This window comes from Pseudomonas paraversuta (assembly GCF_904063065.1).
Lineage (GTDB): Bacteria > Pseudomonadota > Gammaproteobacteria > Pseudomonadales > Pseudomonadaceae > Aquipseudomonas > Aquipseudomonas paraversuta.
Map to the genome: position 1 here is coordinate 667087 of NZ_CAJFCL010000001.1, position 17831 is coordinate 684917.

At 56.9% G+C, this 17831-nt stretch carries 15 protein-coding genes and 1 tRNA gene; 11 read left to right on the forward strand and 5 right to left on the reverse strand.

Annotated features, from left to right (window positions below; all coding sequences use genetic code 11):
- Window positions 1-75: 75 nt before the first annotated feature.
- The 3 genes from pth (at window position 76) to JQ845_RS03145 (ending at window position 2994) form a co-directional block, all read left to right on the forward strand.
- Window positions 76-660, forward strand: a complete 585-nt coding sequence (gene pth / locus JQ845_RS03135; RefSeq protein ID WP_003439790.1) for an aminoacyl-tRNA hydrolase — start codon at window positions 76-78, stop codon at window positions 658-660.
- Window positions 661-683: 23 nt separating this feature from the next.
- Window positions 684-1784 (forward strand): redox-regulated ATPase YchF, encoded by a 1101-nt coding sequence (ychF, locus tag JQ845_RS03140; protein WP_003439789.1) that lies wholly within the window; start codon window positions 684-686, stop codon window positions 1782-1784.
- Window positions 1785-1920: 136 nt separating this feature from the next.
- Window positions 1921-2994, forward strand: a complete 1074-nt coding sequence (locus JQ845_RS03145) for an FUSC family protein (RefSeq protein WP_003439782.1) — start codon at window positions 1921-1923, stop codon at window positions 2992-2994.
- A gap of 17 nt (window positions 2995-3011) precedes the next feature.
- Here the strand turns inward: JQ845_RS03145 and JQ845_RS03150 are convergent, their stop codons facing one another.
- Window positions 3012-4229 carry an MFS transporter gene (locus JQ845_RS03150; protein ID WP_029612974.1) on the reverse strand — a complete coding sequence of 406 codons (1218 nt, stop codon included), beginning with the start codon at window positions 4227-4229 and terminating at the stop codon, window positions 3012-3014.
- A gap of 171 nt (window positions 4230-4400) precedes the next feature.
- Between JQ845_RS03150 and JQ845_RS03155 the strand changes: the two genes are divergently transcribed.
- Window positions 4401-4477 (forward strand) — tRNA-Met (locus tag JQ845_RS03155).
- A 182-nt stretch (window positions 4478-4659) separates the two neighbouring features.
- Here JQ845_RS03155 and JQ845_RS03160 read toward each other — a convergent pair.
- Complete coding sequence (locus JQ845_RS03160) at window positions 4660-6060, reverse strand: FAD-binding oxidoreductase (protein ID WP_203008224.1); 1401 nt, start codon at window positions 6058-6060, stop codon at window positions 4660-4662.
- A gap of 81 nt (window positions 6061-6141) precedes the next feature.
- On the opposite strand from JQ845_RS03160, the gene JQ845_RS03165 reads away from it, so the two are divergent.
- Window positions 6142-6915: a GntR family transcriptional regulator gene (locus JQ845_RS03165; RefSeq protein WP_100917177.1), complete on the forward strand. Its 774-nt coding sequence runs from the start codon at window positions 6142-6144 to the stop codon at window positions 6913-6915.
- Window positions 6916-6948: 33 nt separating this feature from the next.
- On the opposite strand, the gene JQ845_RS03170 is transcribed toward JQ845_RS03165, so the two are convergent.
- On the reverse strand, window positions 6949-10197 hold the full coding sequence (locus tag JQ845_RS03170; RefSeq protein ID WP_203008227.1) for a hybrid sensor histidine kinase/response regulator: 3249 nt from the start codon (window positions 10195-10197) through the stop codon (window positions 6949-6951).
- 253 nt (window positions 10198-10450) lie between these two features.
- On the opposite strand from JQ845_RS03170, the gene JQ845_RS03175 reads away from it, so the two are divergent.
- The 6 genes from JQ845_RS03175 (at window position 10451) to JQ845_RS03200 (ending at window position 16414) form a co-directional block, all read left to right on the forward strand.
- Window positions 10451-11008: a fimbrial protein gene (locus tag JQ845_RS03175; protein ID WP_010657328.1), complete on the forward strand. Its 558-nt coding sequence runs from the start codon at window positions 10451-10453 to the stop codon at window positions 11006-11008.
- Window positions 11009-11081: 73 nt separating this feature from the next.
- A complete protein-coding gene (locus JQ845_RS03180; protein ID WP_003439763.1) occupies window positions 11082-11780 on the forward strand; it encodes a fimbrial biogenesis chaperone in 699 nt (232 codons plus the stop codon).
- A gap of 35 nt (window positions 11781-11815) precedes the next feature.
- Window positions 11816-14446, forward strand: coding sequence for a fimbria/pilus outer membrane usher protein (locus tag JQ845_RS03185; RefSeq protein ID WP_161717908.1), 2631 nt, complete (start codon window positions 11816-11818; stop codon window positions 14444-14446).
- Entirely contained in the window at window positions 14439-15380 is a 942-nt protein-coding gene (locus JQ845_RS03190) for a fimbrial protein (RefSeq protein WP_003439761.1), read from the forward strand. The genes JQ845_RS03185 and JQ845_RS03190 overlap by 8 nt, the downstream gene beginning before the upstream one ends.
- A gap of 19 nt (window positions 15381-15399) precedes the next feature.
- Entirely contained in the window at window positions 15400-15888 is a 489-nt protein-coding gene (locus tag JQ845_RS03195) for a fimbrial protein (RefSeq protein ID WP_003439760.1), read from the forward strand.
- Window position 15889: 1 nt separating this feature from the next.
- Complete coding sequence (locus JQ845_RS03200; RefSeq protein WP_003439758.1) at window positions 15890-16414, forward strand: fimbrial protein; 525 nt, start codon at window positions 15890-15892, stop codon at window positions 16412-16414.
- Window positions 16415-16424: 10 nt separating this feature from the next.
- Here the strand turns inward: JQ845_RS03200 and JQ845_RS03205 are convergent, their stop codons facing one another.
- Both JQ845_RS03205 and JQ845_RS03210 read right to left on the reverse strand, forming a co-directional pair.
- A complete protein-coding gene (locus JQ845_RS03205) occupies window positions 16425-17069 on the reverse strand; it encodes a response regulator (protein ID WP_003439756.1) in 645 nt (214 codons plus the stop codon).
- Window positions 17070-17170: 101 nt separating this feature from the next.
- Window positions 17171-17821, reverse strand: a complete 651-nt coding sequence (locus tag JQ845_RS03210; protein ID WP_010657330.1) for a response regulator — start codon at window positions 17819-17821, stop codon at window positions 17171-17173.
- Window positions 17822-17831 lie beyond the last annotated feature (10 nt).

Here is a 17831-nt window from a genome sequence, read left to right on the forward strand (position 1 = left end):
CCCGCTTTTTTGTCCGCTTTCGCCGCTAACTGTCAGTGGCGATGTTATCCACAACTCCATAGAAGGGCCCTTGTCGTGACCGCCATAAAACTGATCGTTGGCCTGGGAAATCCAGGCACCGAATACGAACAGACCCGGCATAACGCAGGGGCCCTTTTTGTTGAGCGTCTCGCGTCGGCAAACGGGGTCAACCTCGTTGCGGACCGCAAGTATTTTGGCCTGACCGGGCGTTTCAGCCACCAGGGTCAGGATGTTCGTCTGTTGATTCCCACCACCTATATGAACCGAAGCGGCCAGGCCGTTGCGGCGCTTGCCGGTTTCTACCGCATTGCGCCTGAATCCATATTGGTGGCCCACGACGAACTCGATCTCCCACCCGGCGTTGCCAAGCTCAAACTGGGCGGCGGCCATGGAGGTCATAACGGACTGCGCGACATCATTGCGCAACTGGGAAACAACAATAATTTCTACCGTCTGCGGCTCGGCATTGGCCACCCAGGCGTCGCCAGCATGGTGTCCAATTTTGTTCTGGGTCGAGCGCCTCGCGCCGAACAGGAAAAACTGGACGCCAGCATCGATTTTGCCCTCGGCGTGCTGCCGGATATCCTCGCCGGGGAATGGAACCGTGCGATGAAAAACCTGCACAGCCAGAAGGCCTGACTCTTTATCCGAGGGGAAACACCATGGGATTTAACTGCGGCATCGTCGGCTTGCCTAACGTCGGCAAGTCCACCCTGTTCAACGCCCTGACCAAGTCTGGTATTGCGGCCGAGAACTTCCCCTTCTGCACGATCGAACCGAACACCGGTATCGTGCCGATGCCCGACCCACGCCTGGAGGCACTGGCTGCCATCGTCAAACCCCAGCGCGTACTGCCCACCACCATGGAGTTCGTCGATATCGCAGGCCTGGTGGCCGGCGCGTCGAAAGGCGAAGGCCTGGGCAACAAGTTTTTGGCCAACATCCGTGAAACCGATGCCATCGCTCACGTAGTCCGCTGTTTTGAAGACGAAAACGTGATCCACGTTTCCAACAGCGTTGACCCCAAGCGCGACATCGAAATCATCGACCTTGAGCTGATCTTCGCCGACCTCGACAGCTGCGAAAAGCAACTGCAGAAAGTCGCGCGCAACGCCAAAGGCGGTGACAAGGACGCAGTCGCTCAAAAAGCCCTGCTGGAGCAGCTGATTGCCCACTTCACCCTGGGCAAGCCGGCACGCAGCCTGATCAAGAACATGGACGCCGATGAGAAACAAATCATCAAAGGCTTCCACCTTCTGACCACCAAGCCGGTGATGTACATCGCCAACGTGGCTGAAGACGGCTTCGAAAACAACCCGTTGCTCGACGTAGTGCTGGCCATTGCCGAAGAAGAAGGCGCGATCGTGGTTCCGGTCTGCAACAAGATCGAAGCCGAGATTGCCGAGCTCGATGACGGCGAAGAAAAGGACATGTTCCTTGAAGCCCTGGGTCTTGAAGAGCCGGGCCTGAACCGCGTGATCCGTGCCGGTTACGAAATGCTTAACCTGCAAACCTACTTCACTGCCGGTGTACAGGAAGTACGCGCCTGGACCGTGAAAGTGGGCGCTACCGCTCCGCAGGCTGCCGGCGTGATCCATACCGACTTCGAAAAAGGCTTCATCCGTGCCGAAGTCATCGCCTACGACGACTTCATCAAGTTCAACGGTGAAGCCGGTGCGAAAGAAGCCGGTAAATGGCGTCTGGAAGGCAAGGAATACATCGTTAAAGACGGCGACGTATTGCACTTCCGCTTCAACGTGTAAAACACCACACGTATAAAAAAACCGCGCCCAGGCGCGGTTTTTTTTGGTCCCGGGTTTGTTCAGGCGCCCTCCCGCACTCTGCCGGGCAGTAAGGGTCTATGGTTAATGCCATCCTTCACCAAGATCGGGAGCATCGATGATCCCCAGTGCCAAATCCCTCAGTAACTATGCAGACTCCATTGCAGACAAAGTCAAAACACGTTGGGCCTCAGGTTGGCGCGACGCTCTGGCATCGGCCATCGCGGCTGCACTGGCCTGGATTCTCGCCAAATATTTCTTTGGCCATGTGCACCCGGTGTTTGCCGCCATCAGCGCCGTCGTCTGCCTGGCCCCCGGCCTGCCCAGCCATGGCAAGCAAGCCTTGGGTTTGATGCTGGGGGTAGCCACAGGGATTATCGTGGGCGAGGCCGCCTTGTGGCTGCCGGACTCCTACCCCTTGCTGCGAATCGGCTTTGCCACGTTCTTTGCTATCGCCATTGCAGCCCTTTACGGCCAGGGCCCCGTGGTGCCGATTCAAGCCGGGGTCTCTGCAGTATTGATGCTGGCCGTCGGCCCTGAAAGCGCAGGCTTTGTGCGCATGCTGGATGTGGTGGTCGGGGCGTCCGTGGGCTTGATCTTCAGCCAGATATTGCTTACGCCCAACCCCATCGGAATCATTGATAGCTCGGCAAAAGACCTGCTGGAAAAACTCGCCTCGGGCTTCAGCAAAAGTCTTCAGGCCCTCGAAGCAAAGGACGCGGCCAAGGCTCAAAGTGCGGTGCAGATCTTCTCTCGCGCTCACGACAGCCTGATTGCCCTGGAAAACGGTATCAGCATGGCTCGCAACACCGCGCGCTGGACGCTGCGCGGGCGCTTTGTATCCCGTGAGGTAAAGGACATTGCCGGGCGTTACGAACGTCACGCCGTGCGCCTGTACGCCAGCTCCCTGCTGTTCGCCGAAGCCTTTGCCGATGCCTTGCGCAAGGAGCAAGGGCCACCACCGGCCTCACTGCATGAACGGCTGAGCAACGTCGCCGCAGGATGTGCATCCATCGCCAGGGATGATGAGCGGCCAGAGTTGGTGGCGGTGTCCAAAGATCAGCTGGCCGATGCGGTTTCCGCACCGTGGCAACTGTGCTTACAGCACATGAGCACCGTTGAAAGTGCCCTGCTGACGTTTGGCTTTACCACGCAAACAGACGAAAAAAGGGTCATCGAAAATACTCGATGACCCCTGGCTGCCGCTGATCAAACTTTTTTGGTTCGCGGCAGCAGGATCGCCAGCACTCCGAACAGCGGCAGGTATGAACACAGCGTGTAAACGTATTCGATGCCGTGAATGTCAGCCAGATGGCCGAGCAATGCCGCACCAATGCCGCCAAAGCCGAACATCAGGCCGAAGAAGATGCCGGCGATCATCCCCACGTTGCCCGGCACCAGTTCCTGCGCGTACACCACAATGGCTGAAAAGGCCGAAGCCAGAATAAAGCCGATAATGACGCTCAGGACGCTGGTCCAGAACAGGTCGGCATAGGGCAGCAGCAAGGTGAACGGCGCCACACCCAGAATCGAGAACCAGATCACCGCCTTGCGGCCGATCTTGTCACCAATGGGGCCGCCAAAGAACGTACCCGCCGCAACCGCTCCGAGAAACAGGAACAAATACATCTGCGAGTTGGCAATCGATACGCCGAACTTTTCAATCAGGAAGAAGGTGTAATAGCTGGTCAGGCTCGCCATGTAGAAGTACTTGGAGAACACCAGCAGCCCCAATACCACCAGCGCACCGATGACACGCTGCTTTGACAGGCCGTGGGTGGCCTTCTGACCGGCTTTGAGCTTGAACAGGTTCAAGTGATTGCGGTACCAGCGACTGATAACGTACAGCAGCCCTACGGCGAACAGCGCAAACAGGCCGAACCAGGCCACATTGCCCTGGCCAAAAGGAATGATGATCGCCGCCGCCAGCAGCGGACCGAAGGCAGAGCCGGCATTACCGCCGACCTGAAAAGTCGATTGCGCCAGACCATAACGCCCACCTGATGCCAGTCGCGCTACCCGGGAAGCTTCGGGGTGGAAGGTTGACGAACCGACACCCACCAAAGCCGCTGCGACCAGGATCAGCGGAAAACTGCCAACCTGGGACAGCATCAAAATCCCGATCAGGGTGCACACCATGCCCGCGGGTAACAGCAGCGGATTGGGATGACGGTCGGTGTAATAACCGACCCAGGGCTGCAACAGCGAAGCGGTGAGCTGGAACGTCAGGGTAATCAGACCGATCTGGGTAAATGTCAGGTCATATTTGGCCTTGAGCATCGGGTAGATCGACGGCAGTACCGCCTGGATCAGGTCATTGATCAGATGCGCCAGCGCCACGGCACCGATGATGCGCATGACTAAGGGGCTGGATTGCGGGACAGAGGGGGACTCGGTTGTTTTTGTTTGAGCGTTGCTAAGGGACATTTTAGTTTCCGGACAACAGGTGAATGTGCACTTGCAGGTGCGTCAATGTGCCATTTTTTTACAGAAGATTTCCATTCCAGGCATGAAATCCTTAAGCAATTGATAGCACAGAGAAAAATTTCAGATATTTGCTTGACACATGTCCAGTACGAGGGAATAATGCGCGCCATTGGCTACATAGCTCAGTTGGTTAGAGCATAGCATTCATAATGCTGGGGTCCGGGGTTCAAGTCCCTGTGTAGCCACCAAACACCGGTTCAGGCTCATCGCAAGATGAAATCGAACCAACAAGAAGCCCGCCTAGTGCGGGCTTTCTTGTGTCTGGGGTATTGGTTTTGCCCTCGCTCTTGCAAACCGGAAAACGCCACGCCTGCTGCCCTTTCGGCACCATCATCCACAGCACTGAAGTGGCTGGCCTGAAATTCCAGCATCAAGCCTCAGGCAAGACTTTGCCCGGGTTCATCAGGCCGAGCGGGTCCAGTGCCTGTTTGATCAGGCGCATGACACCGACTGCCGCTCCGTGCTCCAGGTCCATGTACTTGATCTTCCCCGAACCAATGCCGTGTTCACCGGTGCACGTACCCTCCAATGCAATGGCGCGCTCCACCACACGCTCATTGAGCGCTTCGGCCTCGGCCATTTCTGCCTCGTTATCCGGATCGACCACCAGCCCCAGGTGGAAGTTGCCATCCCCCACATGCCCCACCACCCCGACGAAAAAAGAGACCCTGGCGACATCTTCGGCGGTTTCGGTAATGCATCGGGTCAGCGCCGAAATCGGTACACACACGTCAGTGCTCCAGATCCGGGCATTTGGCCGCATGGACTGCATCGCATAGTGCACATTGTGCCGGGCACGCCACAGGCTATTGCGCGCATCGGCATCCGCTGCTGCCTCAAACCCCAGCGCACCATTGCTTTGGACAATCTCGCGAGTCAGCTCTACCTGCTCCGCCACACTGGCCGGGGTGCCGGCGAACTCGAAAAACAGGGTCGGCGTTTCGGCCAGCGCCATCTTCGAAAAGCGATTGACCGCCTGCACCGTGCGCGCATCCAGCAGCTCAACGCGCGACACCGGGATGCCGTACTGAATGATGGAGACCACCGAACTCACCGCCGCCGCGATCGTGGGGAAGGTACAGACGGCCGCTGACGTCGTTTCCGGAATGCCGTAAAGCCGCAGAGTGACTTCGGTGATGATCCCCAGCGTGCCTTCCGAACCGACAAACAAGCGGGTGAGGTCGTAGCCTGCTGCCGACTTGCGCGCGCGGCCACCGGTCTTTATCACCTGGCCATCGGCGAGTACTACGGTGAGGTTCAATACGTTCTCGCGCATGGTGCCGTAGCGCACGGCATTGGTCCCTGATGCGCGGGTTGCCGCCATGCCGCCCAGGGTGCTTTCGCCTCCGGGGTCGACCGGAAAGAACAGCCCGGTGGTGCGCAGTTCGGCATTGAGCTGCATGCGCGTGACGCCCGCTTCGACGGTCACATCCAGATCATCAGGACGCACGGTAATGATCCGCTGCATGCGGCTCAGGTCTATGCAAACCCCGCCCCGGGTGGCGCCCACATGCCCTTCCAGTGAAGTACCGCCACCAAAGGCGATGATCGGCACCCGCTGCGCGGCACAAAGCTTGACGATGGCTGCAACCTCGGCTGTGGACTCGGCATAGCACACCGCGTCCGGCGGCAAGGTCGGGTGGTAAGACTCACCACGGCCGTGCTGCTCGCACTCGGCACGGCTGGTGCTTAAACGCTCACCGAGCAGCTCGCGCAAGGCATCGAGCAAGATGGGCAAAGAAGATGACTGAAGCGCTTGGGAAGTGGCCATTGAAACGTCCATATTATTGTTGGGGGACGAATCTAAGGTACAACAACTAGTATACAAGTTTAAAGCTGATGTTCCGTTATCATGATGCCCCACACAGCCTTGAGCCATGGCTCGGCGAACAAAACCTGCGTAGATCCGATGAGCAAATCCGTAGAAAAGTCCCTCGCCATGCGTCTGGCCAATGAGATCCGTGAAGCCATTGTCTCGGCGCGTTTCGACCTGGGAGAGGCGCTGTCCGAAGAAAGTCTGGCCGCCGCCTTCGAGGTCAGCCGCACGCCGGTTCGCGAAGCCCTGGCGCTGTTGCAGACCGAGGGCCTGGTGAACGTGGTGGCCAAATCCGGCAGCTACGTGTTCAGCCCGACCGAAGACGACATAGTCGAGCTCTGCGAGCACCGTGTGACCCTGGAGGTCGAAGCCTCGCGTCGTGCGCTTGAGCGTAACCCCGAGGCCACCCTGCAGGCACTGCGCGATGCCCTGGCGCAGATGATCATGGCGCTGGAGCAGGATGACAGGCTGGCCTACGGCGCTGCCGACACCGAGTTCCACTTGAGTTTTTTCAAGTTCAGCGCCAACCGTTATCTGGTGGACGCCTACGAACGCAACCTGGGCCGTGTCGCGGCCTTGCGCACGCATCTGGCCCGGCGCGCCCGGCATGAGCCGGACCGTTCGTTCAACGATCACCGGCAGATGATCGAGCTCGCCGAGGCGGGCAAGCATGGCGCGCTGGCGACCCTGCTCAGCCGCCATATCCTGCGAACCCGCGAGAGTTACATTGCAACCCTGCGCGAGCGCCAGGAGCTGGCGGGCCCTAACAGTGACCGGGTGGAAAGAATCCGTCGCAAGCTGCGTTTGTAGCGAGCGGGCCGAACCCGCTCTCAGCCTGCATCGCTAACCTTCAGGGTACAGCTCCCCTTCAACCATCCTCGCCACCACGCCGTGCAGGCGATTAAGCAATGCCTTGATCGCCACTGCTGACTCAGGGTTCAAGGACTCACGCAGCAAGGCGATTTCACACTCATTGCATGCTGCCGCCAGATTGACCGCGCAGACCGTGGCAAATGAACCATTGATTCGATGCACATAACTGACCAGTGTCGCGCTATCGCCTTGCTGCAGCGCCAGCCCGGCCTGGGTCAGGTCCTCCTGCAGGGTGCTGATAAACAGGCGATGCATGGCCGGCGAGAGCGTAATCCAGCCTTCAAGGTCGTCTGCGGGTTCAGCCCTGGTGGCGGACTCCAGCACGGGCGCAGGGGCCTGCGTTGTCTGCGGGCAATAAGCGCACAGGGTCTGGCGCAAGGTGCTCAGGCTCAAGGGTTTGACCAGCCATGCATTCATCCCGACTTCCAGACAGTGTTCACCCTCCTCACGCATGGCATTGGCGGTCACACCGATAATCGGTACAGCCGGATCAAGCTCACGCAAGCGCCGGGTCAACTGATAACCGTCGAGCCTGGGCATGTTCACATCGGTGATCACCAGATCGAACGAGCCTTCGCTCCAGCGCACCAAGGCTTGCTCGCCATCCTCTGCCAATGTCACTCGAACGCCCAGGGCTTCAAGCTGCTCCTTGAGGATTTCGCGGTTGACCGGATTGTCCTCGGCCACCAACACATTCAACTCCAGACTTGCCTGCGGCTGCGCCACATTGGCACTCAGTTGCGGTGCAGTTCCCTGCGCCACCTGCATCAAGGTTCTGGCAATCGCCCGGATGTCATACGCATTGACCTCCCACCCCCGAGCCGTCCTTTGCGCCTGGCTGCGGCCCGACGCAGTCGCAATGACGCGCTCACCCGCAGCTTGTTGCGATTGCGTGGAACCCGTGACGATATCCAGCAGGATGGCATCCCGGTCTTCAGCTTCCGAGACCGGCAATAACTGCGCCCGCGCGCCCCATGCACACAACCAGTCAACCAGGCTCTGGCCGATATCCTTGAGCGGCGCACGGACATGGATATTCACATTGCGCAGATCAATGTCTGCACTGTTGACCAGCGCGCCGGCAATGACGGGCAAGGACATCTGTAATGAAAAACTGCTGCCAAGCCCCGGCTCACTGACCACCTGCAAGTTGGCGCCCATCATTTCACTCAACCGCGAGCAGATGGACAAACCCAGCCCTGCCCCGCCTGCCCGCTCGCTGCCACCGACCTGGGAAAAAGGCTTGAACAGGCGGGTCAGTTGCTGCTCGCTGATACCGATACCGGTATCAGAAACCTGCCACTGCAGCGACACATGGTCCGGTTCAATGCCGGTCACTTTGAGCCTGAGAACAACCCGGCCTGAATCGGTGAACTTGATCGCGTTACTCAGCAAGTTATTAATGATTTGCCGGATACGCACTGCATCCCCGCATACCAGTGGCGGCAAGTTTGCGTCCGCACAGGCGAACAGCTTCAAGCCTTTATTGCTCGCTGCCGCCGAGTAACTGCGCACGCAATCTTCAAGTAAATCCAGTGGGCAAAAGGCTTGGGCTTGTACCGCCATTTGCCCCGACTCGATCTTGGATACATCCAGTACATCGCTGATCAACTGAAACAGAACGGCGGATGAACGTTGAATGGTTTTCAGGTACTCGTGCTGGCGCTCATTAAGAGGCGTGAGCTCCAGTAGCTCCAGATTGCCCAGCACCCCGTACAGAGGGGTGCGGATTTCATGGCTCATGGTGGCCAGAAACAGGGTCTTGGCCTTGCTGGCTTCATCGGCCGCGAGCCTTGCCTGCTCCATCAGATTGGCGTCATCCACATGCCGGGTGATGTCATTGAAACCGCACAGCACCACATCCCTGCCCTTGTAGCGGGCGAATGCGAAACAGGCCTGCAGATAACGCCCGGCCACTTCAAGCTGGACCTCACCCGGCTCGCGTTCGGCATAATCACGCTTCAACAAGGCAATCAGTTCAGGTGTGCCCTGCCACTGCTGCGCGCGCTGGTTCTCCAGCAATATGACGCCGGTTGCACGCTCTACCACGCACAGGCCAACGGGCGCGTTATCGAGCATGACCCGATTGAACTCTTCACTTTCAGCCAGGGACTGGCTGGAGCGCTGAGCAGGCTCGATGATCCGCACCCGATACCAGCGGTTGACGCGCCAGCCAATCAGGACGAACAACCCAAACAGGCCCGCCGCGCCCATCAAGGGCCATTTCGCATAGCCAAAGAAGTTCTGATACGTGATGGCGTACAGGCCGATCCAGGGGTCGGCCCCGCCTGAGGTCAATTTGAAACGCAGACCGTCACGGGTAAAACTCAGCCCGGGCGCCAGCTCTTCGACATTCCGAGCATCACCCAACAACACGTCGCCAGCAGGGGAGATCAGGGTCAGGCGACTGTTGGTGGGGCGCATCAACAAGCGTTCAAGGTCACTCACATCGCTGACATCAAGCAAGGCGCTGAGAATCACCGAACTCCCCTCGTTAGCCGCCTGCATAAAGCGCTGGGGAAGATTGACCTTGATAGCGCCCACTATGTATTTGCGCTTCTGAATGAGCTCGAGCGGAGCTTTCATCCACAACACTTGATCACTGTTGAGCGCCTGACGCCGGGGCAAAAACGCGTCGTACAAACGCTTGGTCACTGCAAAGAAATTATCCTTGAACAACAGCGGGTACTGGCGGGTGCCATCAATACCGGGGACGGCAATGGAAAACTGGGCGGTGGGTGAAAAGACAAACACTTGCGGTGCCGAATAATAAGAATCGGACCAGTAAGCCGTGAACAGATCGGTCAACTGTACGCCAAACGAATAAACCCCCTGCATTTCATCCAGGCTGAACGTGTCGCGCTGACTGACGGTAAATGGCAGGGACTTGGCCGTGTCCCGGTTTTGAAATAAAACTTCGTTGTCCTGACGCATCAGTTCAATGTGCGAGCGCGGCTTGTTGTCCATCGAAAAGTTGCCACTGGCGTGGTCATAACTTTCAGCGCCAATGCGTAAAAAGTCTTCGTGTTCATGAATACTTTCAATCAACCGTGCGAAGTGGAATTCGGTCTTTTCGCGTTCCTCCATCAACAAACGGTTAACGGCCCAATAACTCATGCCCACCAGCAACAGGGCAAGTCCGGTCAGCAGGAGCAACAGCTTGTTCAGTCGCAATGAACTCAATGCCAGTGCACCGAGACGTACCTTTGCTTGCTTCATTATTCAGCGCCGTCATTCATCTGGATGGAGCCTGGCAAGCCCACTAGCTGCCAAGGTATCTACGCACTTTTAGAGCTACAAAAAACAGCACTTTGCCCGCCCTGGACCACGCTTGAAACGACGAACAGGAATCGTCTGATGGGGCTATTCCACGTTCAGCTGCATCCTGTGCAACACCTGCTGCGGCACGCCGCTGTCAGGCTGACACTTAAAATGAATATCACACTTCATCTGTTTGTAAAGGACGTCTCCCATGTTTCAAAAAATAGGCAAATACACGGCACTTTGTGGTTCTTCGATGCTGATCGTCATGGCAGCGGCGACTGCTCAAGCGGCTGACGGCCAGGTTGAATTCACCGGCGTCATCAACGACAACCCATGCACCATCAACAGCGAAAGCGTGAAGAAATCCGTTGATATGGGCCAGGTTCGTATCGCTGACTTCGCCAGCACTGTTGGCTCTACAGCCGGCGCCACTCCGTTCTCCATCTCTCTGGAGAACTGCAGCGGCCCAACCCTGAAAAACGCCTCCATCAAGTTCAGCGGCCAACAAGCCGTTACTGATGCAACCGTACTGGGCATGACCGGTGAGAACCAGATCACTGGCGTCGGCATTCAGATCAACGATGCACGCACCGGCTCCAAACTGGCACTGAACACCGCCAGCTCTGATTACGTACTGCGCCCTCAAGGCAACACCTTCGATTTCACCGCTTCCTATGTACGTCTGGCGGCAGACACTGAAGAAGTGAGCGGTATCGGTACCGGTAAAGTTAACGCCCTGGCCAGCTTCGACGTTACTTACAAGTAATTCATGTTTTTAAACGAAAGAGCTCGCGTTCAATCGCGAGCTCGGTCGTTAGGTTAAACAGAGGACACCCTTCATGCGTTTAAAAATTGCAGCCTTGTTGACACTGGCAGCGGTCTTTTGGCTGCCCCAGATTCAAGCAGGCGTCAATGTCGGCTCTACGCGGGTTATTTATCAAAGCAAAGACAAGGAAGCCAATCTTTCACTCTCAAACTCCGGTGACGACGGCGTACCGTATCTGGTGCAATCCTGGGTCAGCACATTCGACAAACCGGATGAGAGCGCAGATGAATTCATCATCACCCCGCCATTGTTTCGCCTGGATGCCAATAGCCAGAATATTTTGCGGGTGATTGCGACCAACGCGCAAAACTTGCCCACCGATAAAGAAAGCCTGTTTTTTCTCAACGTAAAAGCCATCCCGGCCCTGAGTGAAGAACAACGCAATCAAAACGTGCTGCAAATTGCACTCAAGACCACAATCAAACTGTTCTACCGCCCTGCCGACTTGAAAGGCACGTTGGTACAAGCCGTTGAAGGGCTTCAATGGCGAGCGGATGGCGGCCACTTAAGTGTGCATAACCCGTCGGGCTATAACGTGGTAGTCAGTGAACTGCTGATTAACAACAACGCCAGCACAGGCCTGCCCGAAGTCATAAAACCCGGTAGTTCCATTACTACAAAAATACCGTTTAAAAACAGCGACACCCTCGAATTCAGCTACATCAACGAATACGGCAGCACGGTCAAGACAACGCCTGTTATTGCTCGCTGAATACTGAACTACACGCCGACTGGAAGAACTCTCTCATGCTGCGATTGCGCATGTGCGCCTTCGCGCGCCGAATAAACTACTGGGGCCTTCTGTCAATCAGTGCGATCAGTCTCACAACGACTGCCGTTCGCGCAGACTACAGCTTCGATTCTTCCTTTCTGGAAATTGGTGGCGGCAACAGTTCGGCCGAAGTAGCCGAGCAAGTAAAAGCCATGAGCCAAAGCCAACTTCCGGGTATTTATCGTGTCGACCTGTCACTGAGCAATCGTTATCTCGAACAGCGCGACTTGCAGTTTGTCCGCGAAACGCCGAGCCAGACATCGACCCCTTCAGGCTTGTTTCCCTGCTTCAGCCTTCAGGCCCTGACTGATTTTGGCGTTGACCCCGAGCGCCTGAAAAACACTGAGATCAGTGCTGACAACTGTGTGTACTTCCAGGGCGACCTGACCGGTATCACCTATGACTACGACTTCAATAAACAGCAGCTTGACCTGCAAGTGCCCCAGGCTTATATCGGCAGCATTCCATTCGCTACCCGCCGTAAAAGCTGGAGCGATGGCGAGCAAGTCGCTTTTGCCAACTATAACTTTTCGGGCAGCCACTACGAGAGCCAGTACGGCAATCGTCAGTCCCAGTTCGGCAGTGTGCACAGCGGTTTCAATAGCGGGGCCTGGCGCTTTCGCAACTTCTCGACCTGGCAGAAGAGTACCAATGTCGATGGCAACTGGAAGTCCGTGGACACCTATGTGCAGCGGGACCTGGGCAACCTGATGGCGATTGCCACTGTCGGTGAAAGCTCAACCGACAGCGATCTGTTTGACACGATTTCCTACCGCGGTGTGGGCATTGCTTCTGACCTGGACATGCTGCCGGATGACTCGCGCAACTTCGCGCCTGTAGTTCGTGGCGTGGCCAATGGCCGCTCGCTGGTGACGTTGCGCCAGCGCGGCTATGTGATCAGCGAACAGTGGGTGCCGTCCGGCCCGTTTGCGCTCAAGGATCTGTACTCGACCTCGGGCAACGGTGATATCGAAGTCACGGTTGAAGGCCCCAATGGCGAGCGACAGGTGTATGTCCAGTCGTTCTCGTCCGTGCCCTACATGTTGCGCGAAGGTCAACAAAGCTACGCCGTGACCGCCGGCCAGTATCGCCCTGCAGACGGTGCATTGAACCCACAAAAGCCGGGCTTTGTACAAGGCACCTACCGCCGGGGGCTGACTGACGGTACCACCCTGTTCGGTGGCACCATCGTCAGTGAACAGTACCACTCCGTGCTGGCAGGCTTTGCCCACGACTTTTCGGGTTTCGGCGCCATTTCGCTGGACGTGACCCATGCCATCAGCGACGACATGGGCCCGGACTCCAAGACCCTGTCGGGGCAGTCTTTTCGTTTTCGTTATTCCAAGTCCATCGATCTGACCGACACCAGCTTCAGCCTGATTGGCTACCGCTACTCCACCAGCGGTTATTACAGCTTTAACGAGGCGATCAATGCGCGCGCCAACAACTCCCTCGAACCCTATGTGGACGAGACGCTGACCGAAAGTGCGATGTATACCCCGTACTTGAGCGGCCATATGAAAAGCAGCTTTACCGCCAACGTATCGCAGCAATTCGGCTCCTATGGCGGCATGTACGCCAACCTGACCAAAACCGATTACTGGAACCTGGCCAAGAGCAATACCTCGGTGCAACTGGGCTACAGCTTCAGTGTCGGGCGCGCGTCCTACAACCTGGGCCTGGCGCAGAACAGCGGCGTCGGTGATGACATTCGCAGCGTATCGTTGAGCGTGAGCATTCCCTTGGGCGATCCGGGCAGCAGCAGCCGTCTGGGCCTGAGCAACAGTCAGGATTCGGGCGGCAATGCCAGCCGCAACGCCACCTTCAGCGGCTCGTATTTCCCCAACGACACCCTGTCTTACAACCTGGGCATCAATCAGCAAGTCAGTGACGACGAGCGCTTGCTCGGCGGTTCGGTTGCCGCCCGTTACAACGCGGCCAATGCCATCTGGCACGGGTCTTACAACAAGGACCAGAACACCCGCCAGACGGACTATGGCGTGGAGGGTGCGATCGTCGCCACCGGTGACACCCTGATGTTCACCCAGCCTTTGGGCGAGACCAACATCATCGTGGCCACGCCCGGTGCCGGGGACGTCGGTGTGCTGACCAAAAGCGGGGTCAAAACCAACAGCAGCGGTTACACGATTATTTCTTCTGCCCAGCCCTACCGCAAAAACAAGGTAGCGCTCGATACCGACTCGTTATCGGACAACACCGACGTCGAGCAACTGGTGCAGGAAGTGACCCCCAATCGTGGCGCTTTTGTACTGGCCAACTTCGAGACCCGCAACGGTCGCCGCCTGTTGATCAGCCTCAGCGCCAAAGATGGCAAGCCGGCACCCTTTGCTGCCGAGGCTCAGGTTTATGGACTGGACGGCACCTTATTGAGCAACGCCATGGTGGCAGACAAGGGTCGGGTATTTCTGACCGGCGTACCCGAAAAGTCGCGACTGGTGATCAATGTCAGCGGCCGGCAGTGGTGCGCCACAGATCTGGACCTGAACAATTACACGCTGTCAGACACGGGCATCGGCCAACTGCAGATCAGTTGCGATACCCCGTCGGCCGCCCATGCAGACACTCAAGGTACTCCCGATGCATAACTCAACAAACCTGCTGCCCGGCTCGCGCCGGATTAAACGCTGCTTGCTGCTGCTTGGCTTGCTGTTGGGCCTTGGTTGCCAACAGGCCTTTGCACTGATTGAAAACAACCTGGCCTGTACCCCGACAGGCACCACAGGTGTGGTGAATCTGGGCGACCTGGCCCCGGGGCAGTATTTCGAAACAAGAATGACCGGCAGTTGCCGAGTGACGCGCAATTTCCCTTATGGCTCATCGTTGCAACACACCCAGGTCTGGACCGGCACAATAGACACCGGTTGGCCCATCTATGCGTGGTCGGATGCTGGAGGAGTAGTACCCGAACAGCCTTGGGGCGTCGCATCAACCACTTGCATGTCCCCCAACGGCAATGTCTGCCAGAGGTTGCCCGTCGGCACCATCGTTCCCTATAGCGTGCTGTATTACATGCCCTACGGTGTAAAGAACCCTGGTAACTACTCGATTACCTTTAACCTGACGAGTACCTCAATCAAAGGCTATGAAGGTTATGTCGACAAGATTCAAACCCTGACCCTTAAATTCAGGATTATCAATCCAGCCTGCACCATGAGTTCAAACAGTGCGCTGAACTTGCCGTTTGGTACTTTGAATTCAAATGACTTCGCGACTTCGCAGCAACTGGCAAATGTCACGCTGAACTGCACCCGCGGCACCCAGGCAACCGCCACGCTGGTGCCCACGCAAAGCGCTGTGAGTGGCAGCCCCGGGGTTTCGGCGACCACCCTGGCCGGCCTGTCGATGGCCGCCACCTGGGCCGATAACAACTCTGCCGTGACCTTCAACAGTCCGCGTACGCTCAACCTGACTACAGGCGCCAATACCATTCGCCTGGGTTTCCGGCCGCGCCTGAATACCAGTGTTTCACCCACTGGAAGTTTCACCAGCCAATACACCCTCAACATCAACTATCTCTGAATGACCACAGGAACCGATCATGAACTTGCGCTTATCAATGGCTGCAGCCCTTCTCACTGGTCTGGCGTGCACCTCTTCGTATGCAGACGACACCGTCACCATCAACGTCAGTGGCACCCTGACCAAAGCGCCCTGCTCCCTGACCAGCAGCAAAACCTTGACTGCCAACTTTGGCAGCATTCGCACCGACCAGATAAGCAGCGCCAGCAGCGTGGATATTCCGGTCACTCTGAACTGCCCGGCCAACTCGGCACTGAACGTCAGCATCAAGGCTTCGGGCGTCTATTCAGGCTCCACCACTTATGCGACTACCAGCAAGACCAACCTTGTGTATATGTTGTCGTGGAAAAGTGACAACTCCGTGGCCAATGTCACCGGCACCAAACGCAACCTGACCAATCAAAGCGGCACCGTAAACCTTGGTTTGACCGCCAAGCTGATTGCGATCGCCGCACAGACCGAGGGTAGTTTCACCGGTTCGTCGGTCATTACCCTCGAGTACCTGTGAGATGTTCATACAGGCCAGAGGCAGCCTGATTGCAGCACTGCTGGCGAGCGTAACGCTGTGCTGCGGCACAGCGTATGGCGATGAGGAGGCCAGCCGGCTCGATATTACCGGCACCCTGATAAAACCGCCCTGCACGGCCAGTTTCCCGACGTCGCAGAGTGTCGATATCCCCAAGGCGAGCCTGAGCGTGCTGAGCGCAGACAGTTCTGAATGGACTGATGTGGACTTGAACTTTCAATGCCTCAAAGGCAGCCAGGTGCTGCTGCGCTTTAGCGCGGGCAATGGTTCGTTTGACAGCAACACGCTGCGCACCACCCTTGACCGAGTGGGGTTGAAAACCCGCCTGAGTGATGTCAGCAGCAGCGTCAACACGGTGGATTTGACCCTGGGTGAACAGCATGCCTTCGCAGTTGAAGACACACTGTTAAAGCTCAAGCTCTCGGTGCGGCCAGTCAGGATCGGCAATCAAATGCCCGCAGTCGGCAGCTACAGTTCAACGCTGTTGATGGAAATGATCTACCAGTAAACCCGCTCGGTCAGGTGAACAGATTGGCTTTGAGGCACAGGATCAGCAACGCCTGATCATTGTCGACATCAAGCTTGCGCATTGCCGAAATCTTCAGGGTGCTGATCGTTTTAATACTGCGGTTCAGGCTCTGCGCAACTTCCCCGACCGCCATGCCAGAAGCAAACAGTCGCAGGACCTCGAACTCCTTGACGGTTAATTGACTGAGCCTTTGCGCAACATCATCCAGCTCCTCACTCGACGTACCCTCAGGCATGTCTTGCTGGTAATGCCCCTCCCGATAGAACGCATCCAGTGCGACCAGAATCTGCTCCAGCCCCGAGCTCTTGGATATGACCCCGCTGATGCCCAAGTCATACAACCAGGTCAAAACCTGCGGATTGGAAATCACTGTCAGCACTATGATCCGCGGCTCGGGAAAGTGCCGGCGCAGGTATTCCACCAGACGCGAGCCATCGCCGTAATGTTCATCACCCGGCATGTTGTAGTCCGTGATAATCACGTCAGGACGCAGTAGCGAAATCTTTTCGATTAATCCGGACGGACTCAGCGCCTCGCCCACCACTTTGAAACGCGGGTCGCGCTCGATGATTTCACGCACCCCCATCAACACAATCGGGTGATCATCGGCCAACAAGACTTTCATTTGCGCCATGGCTTACCTAACTCCAACTTTCTGTGTAGTCGCATGCCCCTATGGGACTGTGATCTGTCGGGTTCTTTCGTGCCATTCGCAGCCCCGTGCCCGGGCAACAACTACAGGTTCCACGGGTCAGCCTTTATGCAGTAAGTGAGTAAAGCATGGTCATTCAGCACTTCCAGCTTATGCATCGCAGACACTTTATGTGTGCTGACTGTTTTGACACTTCGATTTAACTGACGGGCGATGTCCCCCACGCTGTTGCCGGCCACAAACAGCTGCAACACTTCAACTTCGCGGGGTGACAGTGTGGAGAAACGCTCATCAATGACCTTGAGGTTGGTGATTACCGACGTGGCCGGAGCCGCCGCCCCGGCATAGGGCCGACCCTTGGCCAGAGCATTCAGCGCTTTACCTATTTCTTGATAGATATGATTTTTTGCAATCACTCCCGCCACGCCCATTTCCAGCAAGCGAGAAATAATCAGCGGATTACTCTCCATGGTCAGCACCAGGATTTTCACCCCCGGAAAATGTTCAATCAGGTACTCGATCAGCTGCAGTCCATCACCAAAGGTCTCATCACCGGGCATGTTGAAGTCGGTAATCAACAAGGCAGGTTGATGCACTACCAGCTGCTCTACCAGTTGCGACGAATTCAGGGCTTCGCCGACAAGGTTGAAACACTTGTCCCGTTGAATCACTTCCCGAAGCCCCACCAGGACCACCGGGTGATCGTCGGCAATCACAACCTTTAACTCGCGCATTGCCTGACTC